The following is a 13405-nucleotide window of genomic DNA, read 5'->3' as shown; positions in this document are numbered from 1 at the left end:
GGGTCGGTGAAGCGGCCGTACGCGCCGCGGAAGAAGACCAGCGGGCCGCCTTCCGCGTGCGTGTCGAGTTGCAGCACCCTGGCCACCACGATCATGTGGTCACCGGCGGGGTGCTCGGCTTCGACCGCACAGTCGATCCAGGCCAGCGCGCCGTCGAGCACCGGGTTGCCGCCGGGGGAGCGGGTCCACTCCAGGCCGGCGAACTTGTCGCCGCCCCTGGTCGCGAGCTGTGCGCACACGGCCTGCTGCTGCTCGGCCAGCACGTTCACGGTGACCGCCTGCGCGTCGCGCACCCGGGGCCAGCTGGTGCTGGTGTGCGCCACGCAGAACGCCACCAGCGGCGGGTTGAGCGAGACCGAGGTGAAGGTGTTGGCCGCGAGACCGCACGGCCGGCCGCTCACCGGGTCGAGCGCCGTGATCGCCACCACGCCGGTCGCGAACCTGCTCAGCACCTGCCTGAACCGGCCGCTGTCGAGGTGACCGTTCGGACTGTGGTGGGCGGCGGGGCCGGGCGGGGTGACGGCTCCGTTGCGGACCCTGCGGGGCGTCGGAAGGCCGCGACAACCGTCCGGCGTGACGAGCCGGGCAGCGTGTGTGCTCATGGGGTCCGCCTCCTAGTTCCACGGACGGCGCCCATTGTAACCAAGCGCTTGCTTGGACGGTAGGAGCGCCGCGAAAACCTGTCAACCCGCCGCACCGGCGATCCGGAAGGACCGCCGGGATGCCGGAAACCTGCATGGTCATCCACTCCAGCGGAAAACCTCCCGCTAGTTGACCTTGGTCCGGGAATTGGATTGGTACCAGAAAACCCCACCAGTCCCACCATCACGAAGCTGCCCCCAGGTTGGCCTCCGAGGGTCGATGATGAGGCGTAGGCGTCAACGTGGACAGCTCGGGACTGGGTGACAGACGTGAGCGAAACAGACTCGGTAACAGGAGTGACCACACACCTGCGACCACCGATCCCCCCTGCCCGCCAACCACCGGCACCAACCGGTGGATCGACGGCACCACCCGGCAGATCATCGGTGCGACACAGCAGGCCATCGGCCACCTGGCCAGTCATCGGCACCACCCAGCAGGCCATCGGAACCACCCAGCCGGTTACACCTTTCCGTCGCGGCGCCCGGCCCCGCACACCGGAGGAGCGTCTCCCTGGACGGAGCCCAGCCATGGTCGGCGGGCGGGGCCGGCTTGGCCGGCCGTAAAAGAAGAAGAGGGTCCCGCGCGCGGCAGTCGCAAGAGAAGAAGGAGAAGACCTTTGCACCGAGATCCTCCAAAACCTCGCGGGAAAGCGCGCCCTGGCGGGCGTGGGGGACCCGCCAGGACGCGCTTCCTGCCCCGTGTGCGGCGGCGCCAGGACTCCGGCGAGGGATGGAGTCCTAGACCGTTGGTCCGCGCACGGAGTCGATGGGGGAGTTCGAAGGCTCCTGCCGCCGGTAACGTGCGGCGATGCGTCGAGCTGCACCAACCGGGTCATCAATGGGGTGCGTGACGGGGGCGCCACCCTCCTCATTCCAGACAAAGGATCCGTCGTTGCACCACACGGTCAGCTCAGTCAACACCGAAAGCACGGACATGCCATTGCTCTGGTAGGTGTGGGTTAACCGCTGGCGACGCAACGCGTAACGCAGTAAACGTGTTGCATCACCGGGTTCATGCCAGGGCAGGTATGGCGTACCCGTGCGGACCGGCAACACTGGCCTCCACCCCCTCACCGGCCTTTAGATGGATTTGTACCAACGAATGGATGATGGGCCGGGCGAGGGGGTTTGGTCAAGGGGTTGTGGCCTGCTAGAACCAGATCGTCTAAATTGTTGGAACAAAAGGGGTGAAAGTGGCAAGGTCGGTGCTGTATCAGCAGGTGGCTGCGGAGTTGCGACGCGCCATCTACTCGGGTGTCCTCGGCCCCGGGGCGCAGCTTCCGACCGAGGCACAGCTCATGGAAGACCATGGCGTGAGCAGGAACACCGTACGACTGGCTCTAGGGGAGCTGGTCAACGAGGGGCTTGTTACGCGCACGCCGCGACGCGGAACCGTGGTCAGAGACCGTAGACCGCTGCTGATCCATCCGCAGCGGGAGCTGGAGCCACAACCCACAGGGGAACTGCGGGAGGCCTTCGCCTATGCCGTGGCGGAGGAAGGCCGCGCGCCAAGCCAGTACATCGAGGTGCTGACCGTGTCTCCCGTCGAGGAGATCGCCAGCAGGCTGGAGTTGGCGGATGGGGAGTTGGCGGTGGTGAGACGCCGTCTGCGGTTCGTGGACGGACAGCCGTACAACACCAACGACTCCTACTTTCCCCGCGATCTCGTTGCCGACTCCGAGATCGCCAGGCCCGGTGACATCGCGCGAGGGGCGAACCGGGTGCTGGAAGAGCTGGGTCATGCGCAGATACGCGTCGTCGACGACATCTGGGCCCGCATGCCCAACCAGGAGGAGGCCGAGCGCCTCCAACTCGAACTCGGCACGCCGGTCATGGTCTACGTCCGAGTTGGATACGACGGGGCCGACATGCCAGTGCGTGTCGCGGTGTCGGTGCTGCCCGCCGACAAACATTTGATCAGATACGAGCTCGATCGCCGCTAGAGGGCTCGCATGAAGGGGTGATCCCGCCGGCCGGGTGCAGCGAGAAATAGCCGCCTCGCTGGCCTAGGGGAGTCGTGCATACTCCCCTAAATCGCCATTTATCCATATATATCGGGTTGAGGTCCGATTTCGCCCCCGCGCGACATTGCGTCATCACGCTGTGTACATGCGCGGACACCCAACGCAACGGGAGTTCAATTATGCACACCAACACCCTGCTTCACCCCCTCGCGCTCCGGCGAGCCGAACCAGCCGACCTTCCCGGCGTACTCACGCTGCTCGCGGACACCGCCGAGTGGCTCTACGCACGGGGGGTACGGCAGTGGCCCCGCAACGGGTTCGGCCCCGAGCGGATCGAGCCGCTGATAGAGGAGCGGGTGCTGTACCTGCTCGACGACGAACTCAGGTACCTCGATCCCGACGAGTCTGCCCCGCCGGTGGCCACCATAGCCCTCGACGACCACGCCGACCCGGAGTTCTGGACGTTCGCCGACGAGCCGGGCGCGGCTCTCTACATCCACAAACTGGCGGTGGCCCGGCCGTGGTCCGGCAGCGGCCTCGGCGACGCCCTCCTCGACTGGGCCTGCGCCGCCGCCCACACCTCCGGCCTGCCGTGGCTGCGCCTCGACTGTGCCAAGGGGAACCCTCGACTGCAGGAGTACTACCGCAACCGCGGCTTCCAGCACATCCGCACGGTCGACCTGCCGCATCGCTCCTCGGGCGCCCTCTTCCAGCGCCGCTCGGAGGAGGCGCCGACCACGGTCTTCCGTGACCTGACGGTCGCGGAGCTGATCAGCGCCTGATTCCCCATGGCCCGGCCTCCCCGCCCGAGGCCGGGCCCCCACCATGCCCCCGAGCGGCATCACCGCCTGAAGGGCCACGCTTCCTCCCGGTGGGGAGTTCTGCGGTCGAGTAGGGCGGGATTTCGCTCCTTTTGCGACGGAAAGGGGCAGAGCACCCTATAACCTCTCCACCATGACCGGATCCCTGCTCGAGGTGATCGCGCTGAACGTGCGCGACGCCGTGGCCGCTGAACAGGGCGGAGCCGACCGGCTGGAGGTCGTCGCCGACATGGCGGCCGACGGGCTGACCCCCGCTCCCGAGACGGTCGCCGCCATCGCGGCGGAATGTCCGTTGCCGCAGATGGTGATGCTCCGTTGCGACGCCAACTTCGCCGCGGACCCCGACGTGCTGAGCCGCCTGAGCCGTGATGCCAAGGCGCTGGCGCAGGCGGGGGCGGCCGGGTTCGTGTTCGGTTTCCTCGACGGCGCCGGCGCGGTCGATCTGGGCGCCACCGAGGCGCTCATCCACGCCGTCTCGCCGCTCCCGTGGACCTTCCACCGGGCGGTCGACCACGCGGCGGACATCCAGGCGTCCTGGCGGGCGGTGCGCCTGCTGCCCAACCTCGCGACCGTGCTCACCTCCGGCTCGCCGACCGGGGTCGGGCAGGGCCTGCGGGTGCTGAAGGCCAGGGCCGGGGCGGGCGACGGCTCCATCATCCTGGCCGGCGGCGGACTCAAGCCGGCGCACGTGCCCCCCCTGCTCGACTACGGCATCCGCGCCTTCCACGTGGGATCGGCCGTCAGGGCGAGCTGGTCGGACCCGGTCGAGTGGCGTCTGGTACGCCAGTGGCGCGCCTTGGTAGAACGCGACTGACCGATGAGGACCGCAGCGGAAGAAATCAGGGGAGGGACAGAGCCGCGTCGGCCCGGCGCAGGGCGGCCACGAGGGTGCGGATGGTGGCGGGTTCGTCCATGACGCCACCCCCGGCCTCCCGCTGCTCCTCCCACGCCCGCACCCGCTCCCGATAGGAGTCGTAGCGGGCCAGATGGAAGGCGTAGACGGTGGCGTACCTGCTCACCAGGTGCGCGGGATGCATGTCCCACCCCTGGTAGAAGCCGTGCCGCAGCGAGTGCCTGACCAGCTCCGCGTGCCGCCGCCACAGCGCGTGCACGTCCCGCGTCAGGTCGGAGGCGGGTGAGGCGGCCAGCGAACCGTCCGACAGTTCGACCGAGGTGCCCGCGAACGCCGTCTGCATCACATGACGGGCATGGTCGCAGGCCGGATGGTCGAGCCGCTGCTCGTGCGGTGGCAGGCCGAGGGCGGCCGTGTAGTCGAAGACCCCGAAATGCGCCGCCGCGAGCCGCCCGCCCAGTGACTCGGGCAGGTCCCCGCGCAGGAACGCCAGCGTCTGCGGCGCCTCCACCTGCATCTCGAACCGCAGCCGCACCCCCAGCCGGCCCTCCAGCCGTTCCAGCACCCCCACGAACTGCCCGAGATATTCCTCCATGAGGACTTTGGGAAAGGTCACGATGAACCCCGCCGGCAGTTCGCCCACCCGCGCGACCACCCCGGAGAGGAACCCGTCCAGCGTGCGCACCGCCCGCTCCGGATCACCGTCGGCGAACGACTTCACCCGCGGCCCCCACCGTCGCGGCAACACCCCGGCGGCGTGCGCGTGGGTGACCGCCTCGACGGCCCGCGCCACGTGCTCGTCCTCCACCTCGGACGGCCGTACGCCGTACCCGTCCTCGAAGTCGATCCGCAGGTCCTCGATCGGCTCGTACGAGAGCTTGCGCAGCACCCGTTCGTGTACGCCGGCCGCCAGGCCGGCGGGCAGCCCGAAGACGGCGGCCAGCTCGGCGGGCTCGGCCAGATGCGCCTTGACCAGGGACGACGCCTGATCACGCCACTCGGCGACGGTGTTGGCGGTGAACCGGTCGGCGGGGACGTACACGGTGTGGACGGGCTGCCGGCCGGGCTCGGCGGCGGGGTAGCGGGCCCGCTGGATCCGGTACGCCTCCTCGAACCCCTCAGGGACGGCAGGCACGGAGCATGGCCTCCAGACCCACGAGCTTGACGCGTTCGCCGCGGTCGAGCGACCTGGCCAGCTCGGCCTCGGCCGCCTCGATGGACAGCCACTCGTCGTACGTCACCGGCCGCACGCCCTTCGACTCCAGCAACGCGTCGATGCGCCCGTGTGGGACGCGTTCCGCGCCTTCCAGGTCGGAGAGCAACGTGCGGACCGTTTCTGCGGCGTCGGACTTGTTGGTGCCGATCACCCCGGTGGGACCCCGTTTGAGCCAGCCCGACACGTATTCGCGGTCACGCACCCGGCCCGCGTCGTTCGGCACGGTCATGGTCTTCTTGGAGAACGGCACCCCGGGCAGCGGCACGCTCTGGTAGCCGACCGAGCGCAGCACCATGCCGACCGGCAGCGTCTCGAACTCGCCCATGCCCTCCACGCGCCCGTCCTCCGACAGGCGGGTGCGTTCGAGCCTGAGCCCCTCGACCCGCTCGGCGCCGAGGATCTCCACGGGCCGCAGCCAGAAGCGCACGTCGAGCCGGCGCGGCCGGCCGACCGGCTGGCGGGCGGCCCACGACTGCAGCACCTTGATGTTGCCCTGGATCTGGCGCGGGAAGTCGCCGCCCAGGACGGTGGCCTCCTCGGGGCGTACGCAGACGTCGGCGTTCGCCAGTTCGCCCAGCTCGCGCAGCTCCTTCAAGGTGAACTTGGCGTGCTCGGGACCACGGCGGCCGATCATGTGAATGGCCTTCACCTGGCTCTCCGAGAGGCGTTCGAGCACGTCGTGGGGCACGTCGGTGGAGCTCAGCTCGTCGGCGGTCTTGGCCAGGACGCGTACGACGTCCACTGCCACGTTCCCCACACCGATGACCGCGACCTCGGAGGTGTCCAGCGTGAACTGCCCTGGATCGACGTCGGGGTGACCGCAGTACCAGTTGACGAAGTCGGTCGCCGCCACGCTCCCCGGCAGGTCCTCGCCCGGGATCCCGAGCTTCCTGTCGACCATCGCCCCGGTGCAGTAGACCACCGCGTCGTACGTGCTCAGCAGGTCGTCCACGGACACGTCCGCGCCGAGCCTGACCCCGCCCAGGAAGCGGACCTGGGGCAGTTCGAGCACCCTGCGCAGGTAGTTCGCGATCGACTTGATCGAGGTGTGATCGGGCGCCACGCCATACCTGACCAGCCCGTACGGGGTCGGCAGGCGCTCGACGACGTCTACCTCGACAGGCTCGGAAGACTGCTTGACCAGGGCCTCTGCCGTGTAGATCCCGGCGGGGCCCGACCCGATGACCGCCACGTGCAACGCCACGCTGCCTCCTAAGACCCGGTTGCCCGAGACATGCGTCCCACCAGATACAACCGGCAAGTGTGATCGATGTATCCCCGATCGCCGGTGCGGATGAACCCGTACCTGGCGATTACCACGCCAACGTAGTCCTCGGAGGGCCGCTGGGGGGCCGCTCGGTCGTACGGATGAAGGACGGATGAAGGCGGGAACGGCTGGGGTCACAGGGCGACCCGTCGGCGTGTCCCGGGTGGTTGACCAGGCGCTCGCTTGGTAGTACAGCGTATCGGCGGCAAGTACTTGCGAGAAGGGCGCGCGCCAGATCAGAGTGGATTCTCGTGAAGCGAAAGCACGCGCTGCGACGGCCGAAGGACGGACCGCTCACCGGCACCGGCGACGACCTCTCGCTCACGAGTGCCCGAAGATATGAGGCGTTCGGCCGGGTGATGGCGGCGCTGGCGACCGAGGCCGACTTCATCGAGTCGTGCCGCGATCTCACCTGGTGGCGCGGCTCCGACCACAGCTGGCACGTCGAGTGGCGCGACGGCCCCTATGCGTCCGAGGTGGCCTCCCTGCTCGCCGAGCAGGTGCGCGACCCCGACTACGACGGCTCACTCGTCACCGAGGCCGGTCCTGGCAGCGACGGTTCGGCGGTGCTCGACGTCATGGGCGTGCGGTTCGAACTGCGCGCGATCGACCCGATGGGGCGGGCCGGCGTACGCACCCGCCCGGGACTCTGGCGCCTGAGCGAGGCCCTCGACACCACCCGCCGCACCAACGCCCGCCACCCGTGGGAGGAGCTCCTCGGCGGCTGAGCCGAACGGGTCCGCAGCGGAAGATCAGCAGAGGGCAAGAGATTGCCCGATTTTGAGACGAATGCCCGAATTTTGCCTTTTTGGGAGGTTCGCATAATCTGACAGTGGTCATCCCCGAGAAACCCAAAGGCAGGGCTGACCAGGGAATGGAGATGGACACCACCACGATCGACTACGCCGACCTCGCCGAGTACGACCGGCGCCAGCGCGGCATCGAACGCCATCTTCTTGCAGCCTTCGCGGGGGGACTGGTCATCGGCCTGGCCGGCATCCTCATCTCCGGCACGGGCCCAGGATGGGCCGGCCGCATCTACGACCCGTACGCCTACCTGGCCCTGTCACTGGTCGTGGGCGCCACCGCGTCGGGGTTCGGGTGGGCGCTGGTGACGACGTTCCTTGCGATGATCTCCACGCTGGTCGCGGCCATCGGCGCGAGCGCTGTCGGCGGCGGGGATCCCCTGGACATCGCCGGGCTCGACTGGGCCCTCGTCCTGCTCGTCGGCCTGGGCCTGCTGGCGTACCTGACCCGCAGGCACGACGGCTGGGGCGACCTGGCGGCCGGCGCGGTCGTCGCGGCGCTGATCGGCGACGCGGTGGACCGCGCCGGGCCCGGGTTGACCGAGAGCGAGCAGTCGCTCTGGCCAGGTCCCGCGCTGGCGGTCGGCCTGCCGGCCATCGCCCTGATGCTCGTCCTGCGCAGGAACGCGCGCGGACGGCTGCGCGCGGTGCTGCTCTCGGCGATGTTCGCGAGCGTGTTCACGGGATGCCTGGTGGCCTTCGTGTCCGGCTGGAGCCCGCTGGCGGTGTGATCGCCGGATAACGCCGAGCGCCGAGCCGCTCCGAGTCGATAGCCTGTAGTCCTCACACCAGGTTCGACCAAGGAGTAGCCGTGTTGCTGCGCATGTCGTCGTTGTTTCTTCGCACCCTGCGGGACGACCCGGCAGACGCGGAAGTGCCGAGCCACAAGCTCCTGGTCCGCGCCGGCTACATCCGCCGCGTGGCGCCCGGCATCTACTCCTGGCTGCCCCTGGGCAAGATCGTCCTGGAAAACGTCACCAGGATCGTCCGCGAGGAGATGAACCGCATGGGCGGCCAGGAAGTGCTCTTCCCCGCCCTGCTGCCCCGCGAATACTACGAGGCCACCGGCCGCTGGACCGAATACGGCGACAACATCTTCCGGCTCCATGACCGCAAGGGCGCCGACTACCTCCTCGGTCCCACGCATGAGGAGCTCTTCACCGACATGGTCAAGGGCGAATACTCCTCCTACAAGGACTATCCGGTCACCCTCTACCAGATCCAGACCAAATACCGGGACGAGGCCCGGCCCAGGGCGGGCATCCTGCGCGGCCGCGAGTTCCTGATGAAGGACTCCTACTCCTTCGACCTCGACGACGACGGGCTCAAGCGCTCCTACGAGCAGCACCGCGAGGCCTACATCCGCACCTTCGACCGGCTCGGCATCAACTACAAGATCGTGTTCGCCCAGTCGGGCGCGATGGGCGGGTCGGCGTCGGAGGAGTTCCTCGCGCCCACGCCCACGGGCGAGGACACGTTCGTGGCCTGCCACTCGTGCGGCTACGCGGCCAACGCCGAAGCCGTCACGACCCCCGCCCCGGCCGCCCGCCCCATCGACGGCGCGGCGCCGCTGAAGGTCATGGACACGCCCGACACCCCGACCATCGAGTCGTTGGTGTCGTACGTCAACGAGCACCACGGCCTGTCCGTCACCGCCGCCGACACGCTGAAGAACGTCGTCGTCAAGGTCGCGACTCCGGGCTCCGACAAGGTGGAGACGCTGGTCATCGGCGTACCCGGGGACCGCGAGGTCGACTTCAAGCGCCTGGAGGCCGCGCTGGCGCCCGGCGAGCCCGCCATCTTCGAGGCCACCGACTTCCCCAAGCACCCCGGCCTCGTACGCGGCTACATCGGCCCGCAGATCCTGCGCGAGCTCGGCATCCGCTACCTCGTCGACCCGCGCGTCGTCACCGGCACGTCCTGGGTGACGGGGGCCAACGAGCCGGGCAAGCACGCCGCCAACGTGGTCGCCGGCCGCGACTTCACCCCTGACGGCACGATCGAGGCCGCCGAGGTGCGCGCCGGAGACCCCTGCCCGCGCTGTGGCGCGCCGCTCTCCATCGACCGCGGCATCGAGATCGGCCACATCTTCCAGCTCGGCCGCAAATACGCCGACGCCGCCGGTCTCGACGCGCTGGGTCCCGACGGCAAGCCGATCCGCGTCACGATGGGCTCCTACGGCATCGGCGTCTCGCGCGCGGTGGCGGTCATCGCCGAGCAGGCGCACGACCGGCTCGGGCTGGTGTGGCCCCGCGAGGTCGCCCCCGCCGACGTGCACATCGTCGGCACGGGCAAGGACAACCAGGTGGAGGCGGCCCTGAAGCTGGCCGGCGAGCTGGAGTCCCGCGGGCTGCGCGTCCTGGTCGACGACCGGCCGCAGGTGTCGCCCGGCGTGAAGTTCAAGGACGCCGAGCTGCTCGGCCTGCCCACGATCGTGGTGGTCGGGCGCGGCCTGTCGCAGGGCGTGGTGGAGCTCAGGGACCGGGTCTCCGGCGAGAAGTCGGAGATCCCGCTCACGGAGGCCGCCGACCGCATCCTCGCCACCACCACCTGACCCACTCCCGAGCCACCACCTGCGGCGCCGCTCTGCTGCCGCACCGCCACAGCCGACCCGCCACTCGTGGTGCCGCCGCTCGCTGCCGCAAGGCAGTGTGTTCTGGCGGGCCCGCATCGGGCCCGTCGGGGACTACCCTCCGGTCTGTACCTGTACCGGTGAGGGGGTCGGCGGCGCCGCGACGGGGCGGCCGGGGAACGCCGCCGGCTGGTCGGGACGGAAGGTGTACGACCGGGTCACGGCCTCCTGCATGGCCAGCGCCGCGTACCGGCGCAGCGACGCGTCCCGCGCCGCGGCCAGCTCCAGGTAGGCGGCCGTGACCCCGGTCTCCAGGTGCACCGCCAGCTTGACGGCCAGCGTGGCGTTGCCGGGGAAGAACGGCAGCGCGTACGACGCGTCCGGCTCGGCCGGTCTGCCGCCCCGCGCCGTGATGTACGAGCGCAACTGGTCACGCCGTGCCCGGTGGGCGTCGAAGGCTGAAGTGATCCTTTCTCGCAGCCGTCCGGAGGTCCGCGCCCCGATCAGCCCGTACGCGAACAACGCCGCGTGCTCCGCCGCCAGCGCCTTGCGCAGCTTCTCGACGTCGCCCGGGTCCGTGGCGACGTTCGCGCTGACATTCACGGGGACATTCATGTGGACGCTCACAGCGACTTCGGCAGGGCGGCGGCGTGGGCGGCCTCGCAGGCCCCGATGCTGGCGATGAGCTGCGCCAGGCCGGGCGAGACTCCGGCGAGCTGCCGGGCCCGCAGGGCGGCGGCCTTGCGCTCCAGATCCCGCAGCCGCGGCAGCGACGTCTTGGGAGGAGGGGAAGCCGTCGGCGACCCGGTGGCCGACGGGACGGTCACGTGTTTACGCAGCTCGTTCAGATGAGCCTGGTGACGGTCACGGAACGGCGCGAGCTCGTCCGCCCCCCCGGAGATCAGCGACGAGTAGAGCGCGATCGTCCGCTGTTTCTCCGCCACCAGCGCTTTCAGCAGCACGGTCTCGGCGGAGTCCGGCGTCGGAGCAGGTGGTTGCGGCGGGCCGGAGGCGCCGCAGGCGGTGAGAGCGGCCGCTCCGCCCGCCAGTATGGCTCGCCGGGAGAGGTGACGCGCGCGCACGGGCAGGGACCTCCAGCTGATTACGGGCAGACCGACCAGAAAGCTGCTCGCGCAGTGCCGTCCCGCTGCCATGCCGGATCGATGCGCCGGCGGCGGTCCGCCTGGCGGCCTTCTCATCGGTAGCATCGTACGGTCTGGCGCCCAGGATCGCCGTCAGGCGACGCTCCGCCATTCGACCGGCCCGAGTGGCGCTCTTTCCGTGCCTCCATACGGATAGGGTGTCAACTGTCGTCGCTGGCTGAACGGCCGGACGGCGGAGAGCCCGAGGCGAGGTCCGCCCGGCTGAGACATGACAAATAGGGGAGGTCGATATGGGCAGCGCATCACCCCGCGACCACCTGATGAAGCTCCTTGAGCCCGTGGTCAGCGCGGAGGGCCTCGACCTGGAGGACGTCACCGTCACCCAGGCGGGCAAGAGACGGCTGCTGCGCGTGATCGTCGATCGCGACGGCGGCGTGAGCCTCGACGACGTGGCCGACGTGAGCCAGGCCGTCTCCACGGCGCTGGACGAGGACGACGCGATGGGGCAGGCGGCGTACACCCTGGAGGTCTCCTCACCGGGCGTCGACCGGCCGCTCACCGAGCCGCGCCACTGGCGTCGTGCCGCCAAGCGGCTGGTGAAGGCCGAGATGAGAGACGGCACCGAGATCGAGGGCCGCATTCTGGCGGCGGACGAGAGCGGCGTCGACCTCGACGTCGCGGGAGCCGCGCGCAGGTTGGATTACGAAGACCTGGCCCGGGGACGGGTGCAGGTGGAGTTCCGCCGGATTGACGACGTCGACGACGTCGACGGCGACGAAGGCTAGGGGGAGCCGTCGTGGACATCGACATGAGCGTCCTGCGCAGCCTGGAGCGGGAAAAGGACATCTCCTTCGACTTGGTCGTCAAGGCGATCGAGGACGCGCTGCTGATCGCGTACTTCCGGACGGACGGCGCCGCCTCCAAGGCGCGGGCCGAGCTCGACCGGAGCACCGGTCACGTCACCATTTGGGCCGCGGAGCTGGACGAGGAGGGCGAGGTCGTCAGGGAATACGACGACACGCCGGGCAACTTCAGCAGGATCGCCGCCACCACCGCCAAGCAGGTCATCCTGCAGCAGTTGCGCGACGCCGAAGACGAGATCAACTTCGGTGAGTTCGCCAGCCGCGAGGGTGAGCTGGTCTCCGGCGTCATCCAGCAGGGCAAGGACCCGCGCGTGGTGCTGGTCGACCTCGGCAAGATCGAGGCCGTGCTGCCGCACGCCGAGCAGGTCCCCGGCGAGGAATACGTGCACGGCGAGCGCATCCGCGCCTACGTCGTGCAGGTGAAGAAGGGTCACAAGGGCCCCTCGGTCACCTTGTCACGCACGCATCCCGGGCTGGTGAAGAAGCTGTTCTCGCTCGAGGTGCCGGAGATCGCCGACGGCACCGTCGAGATCGCCGCGGTGGCGCGCGAGGCGGGCCACCGTACGAAGGTCGCCGTGCGGTCGCGCAAGCCGGGCGTCAACGCCAAGGGCGCGTGCATCGGGCCGATGGGCTCGCGCGTGCGCAGCGTGATGACCGAGTTGCACGGCGAGAAGATCGACATCATCGACTGGTCCGAGGATCCAGGCGATTTCGTCGGGAATGCCCTGTCGCCCGCTCGCGTTTCCCACGTTGAGGTTCTCGACCTCGAAGGACGGGTCGCGCGGGTCACCGTGCCCGACTACCAGCTGTCGCTGGCGATCGGGAAAGAGGGACAGAACGCCCGGCTGGCCGCGAGACTCACAGGGTGGCGGATCGACATCCGGCCGGACACACAGGCCGAAGATGCCGCCGGTTCCGTAGATGCGTCGACACGGTAAGCTGGAATATGGTGGCCACGCGGGCCCTCAGCGCACCTGTGTGGGCTGCAGGGTTCGCACGGCTAAGTCCGAGCTGCTCCATCTGGTGCGGGTTGAGGACCAAGTGGTTCCTGACCTGCGAGGACGGCTTCCTGGCCGGGGTGCATCACTGCATCCGTCCTTGAGCTGTCTTGAGCTTGCCGAGCGTCGCCGAGCGTTTCCGCGCGCTTTCCGCGTGCCGGGGCCGCTTGACATGTCGCCCGTGCGGGCGCACCTGGAGGGAGAACCACGAAATGTCATGTAGGACGCCGAGTTGATGGGCGGAGTCAGATTGCTATGAGCGCCTGATGAGCACGCGGCGATGAAGACGTCAAGGTAG

General features: G+C 69.3%; 14 protein-coding genes. 9 read left to right on the top strand and 5 right to left on the bottom strand.

The window, feature by feature from the left end; translation table 11 throughout:
• On the bottom strand, nucleotides 1-602 hold a 602-nt coding region (locus tag ITP53_RS18820), incomplete at its 3' end, for a flavin reductase family protein (RefSeq protein ID WP_195896710.1).
• A 1235-nt stretch (nucleotides 603-1837) separates the two neighbouring features.
• Here ITP53_RS18820 and ITP53_RS18815 point away from each other — a divergent pair.
• The 3 genes from ITP53_RS18815 to ITP53_RS18805 all read left to right on the top strand — a co-directional run bounded on the left by ITP53_RS18815 (nucleotide 1838) and on the right by ITP53_RS18805 (nucleotide 4243).
• A complete protein-coding gene (locus tag ITP53_RS18815; RefSeq protein WP_195896709.1) occupies nucleotides 1838-2587 on the top strand; it encodes a GntR family transcriptional regulator in 750 nt (249 codons plus the stop codon).
• Between the two features lie 200 nt (nucleotides 2588-2787).
• Complete coding sequence (locus tag ITP53_RS18810; RefSeq protein WP_195896708.1) at nucleotides 2788-3390, top strand: GNAT family N-acetyltransferase; 603 nt, start codon at nucleotides 2788-2790, stop codon at nucleotides 3388-3390.
• Between the two features lie 172 nt (nucleotides 3391-3562).
• On the top strand, nucleotides 3563-4243 hold the full coding sequence (locus ITP53_RS18805; protein WP_195896707.1) for a copper homeostasis protein CutC: 681 nt from the start codon (nucleotides 3563-3565) through the stop codon (nucleotides 4241-4243).
• 25 nt (nucleotides 4244-4268) lie between these two features.
• On the opposite strand, the gene ITP53_RS18800 is transcribed toward ITP53_RS18805, so the two are convergent.
• The gene (locus ITP53_RS18800) at nucleotides 4269-5417 is read right to left on the bottom strand and encodes a DUF6986 family protein (protein WP_195896706.1); all 1149 of its coding nucleotides are present in this window, start codon (nucleotides 5415-5417) and stop codon (nucleotides 4269-4271) included.
• Nucleotides 5401-6702 (bottom strand): FAD-dependent oxidoreductase, encoded by a 1302-nt coding sequence (locus tag ITP53_RS18795; RefSeq protein ID WP_328814993.1) that lies wholly within the window; start codon nucleotides 6700-6702, stop codon nucleotides 5401-5403. The genes ITP53_RS18800 and ITP53_RS18795 overlap by 17 nt, the downstream gene beginning before the upstream one ends.
• A 314-nt stretch (nucleotides 6703-7016) precedes the next feature.
• Between ITP53_RS18795 and ITP53_RS18790 the strand changes: the two genes are divergently transcribed.
• The 3 genes from ITP53_RS18790 (at nucleotide 7017) to ITP53_RS18780 (ending at nucleotide 10125) form a co-directional block, all read left to right on the top strand.
• On the top strand, nucleotides 7017-7493 hold the full coding sequence (locus tag ITP53_RS18790) for a hypothetical protein (RefSeq protein WP_328814992.1): 477 nt from the start codon (nucleotides 7017-7019) through the stop codon (nucleotides 7491-7493).
• A gap of 152 nt (nucleotides 7494-7645) precedes the next feature.
• A complete protein-coding gene (locus tag ITP53_RS18785) occupies nucleotides 7646-8302 on the top strand; it encodes a hypothetical protein (RefSeq protein ID WP_195896705.1) in 657 nt (218 codons plus the stop codon).
• An 80-nt stretch (nucleotides 8303-8382) separates the two neighbouring features.
• The gene (locus tag ITP53_RS18780) at nucleotides 8383-10125 is read left to right on the top strand and encodes a proline--tRNA ligase (protein WP_195896704.1); all 1743 of its coding nucleotides are present in this window, start codon (nucleotides 8383-8385) and stop codon (nucleotides 10123-10125) included.
• Nucleotides 10126-10257: 132 nt separating this feature from the next.
• On the opposite strand, the gene ITP53_RS18775 is transcribed toward ITP53_RS18780, so the two are convergent.
• A complete protein-coding gene (locus ITP53_RS18775) occupies nucleotides 10258-10746 on the bottom strand; it encodes a ferritin-like domain-containing protein (RefSeq protein WP_328814988.1) in 489 nt (162 codons plus the stop codon).
• 20 nt (nucleotides 10747-10766) lie between these two features.
• Nucleotides 10767-11225 (bottom strand): hypothetical protein, encoded by a 459-nt coding sequence (locus ITP53_RS18770; protein WP_195896702.1) that lies wholly within the window; start codon nucleotides 11223-11225, stop codon nucleotides 10767-10769.
• Nucleotides 11226-11536: 311 nt separating this feature from the next.
• Here ITP53_RS18770 and rimP point away from each other — a divergent pair, with 311 nt between their 5' ends.
• From rimP to ITP53_RS18755, 3 genes are read left to right on the top strand one after another with little or no spacing between them, the layout of a single operon-like run.
• Entirely contained in the window at nucleotides 11537-12031 is a 495-nt protein-coding gene (gene rimP, locus ITP53_RS18765) for a ribosome maturation factor RimP (RefSeq protein WP_195896701.1), read from the top strand.
• A gap of 11 nt (nucleotides 12032-12042) precedes the next feature.
• Nucleotides 12043-13047, top strand: a complete 1005-nt coding sequence (nusA, locus tag ITP53_RS18760) for a transcription termination factor NusA (protein ID WP_328814985.1) — start codon at nucleotides 12043-12045, stop codon at nucleotides 13045-13047.
• On the top strand, nucleotides 13031-13330 hold the full coding sequence (locus ITP53_RS18755; RefSeq protein WP_195896700.1) for a YlxR family protein: 300 nt from the start codon (nucleotides 13031-13033) through the stop codon (nucleotides 13328-13330). The genes nusA and ITP53_RS18755 overlap by 17 nt, the downstream gene beginning before the upstream one ends.
• Nucleotides 13331-13405 lie beyond the last annotated feature (75 nt).

This window comes from Nonomuraea cypriaca, assembly GCF_015645445.1.
Lineage (GTDB): Bacteria > Actinomycetota > Actinomycetes > Streptosporangiales > Streptosporangiaceae > Nonomuraea > Nonomuraea cypriaca.
Note: the sequence above shows the minus strand (reverse complement) of the source record. Positions and strands in the feature narration are given on the sequence as shown.

Bases quoted from the DNA above. Each gene is read 5' to 3' on its own strand.
- ITP53_RS18810 (WP_195896708.1), top strand. From the start codon at position 2,788: ATGCACACCAACACCCTGCTTCACCCCCTCGCGCTCCGGCGAGCCGAA.
- ITP53_RS18805 (WP_195896707.1), top strand. From the start codon at position 3,563: ATGACCGGATCCCTGCTCGAGGTGATCGCGCTGAACGTGCGCGACGCC.
- ITP53_RS18785 (WP_195896705.1), top strand. From the start codon at position 7,646: ATGGACACCACCACGATCGACTACGCCGACCTCGCCGAGTACGACCGG.
- rimP (WP_195896701.1), top strand. From the start codon at position 11,537: ATGGGCAGCGCATCACCCCGCGACCACCTGATGAAGCTCCTTGAGCCC.
- ITP53_RS18755 (WP_195896700.1), top strand. From the start codon at position 13,031: ATGCGTCGACACGGTAAGCTGGAATATGGTGGCCACGCGGGCCCTCAG.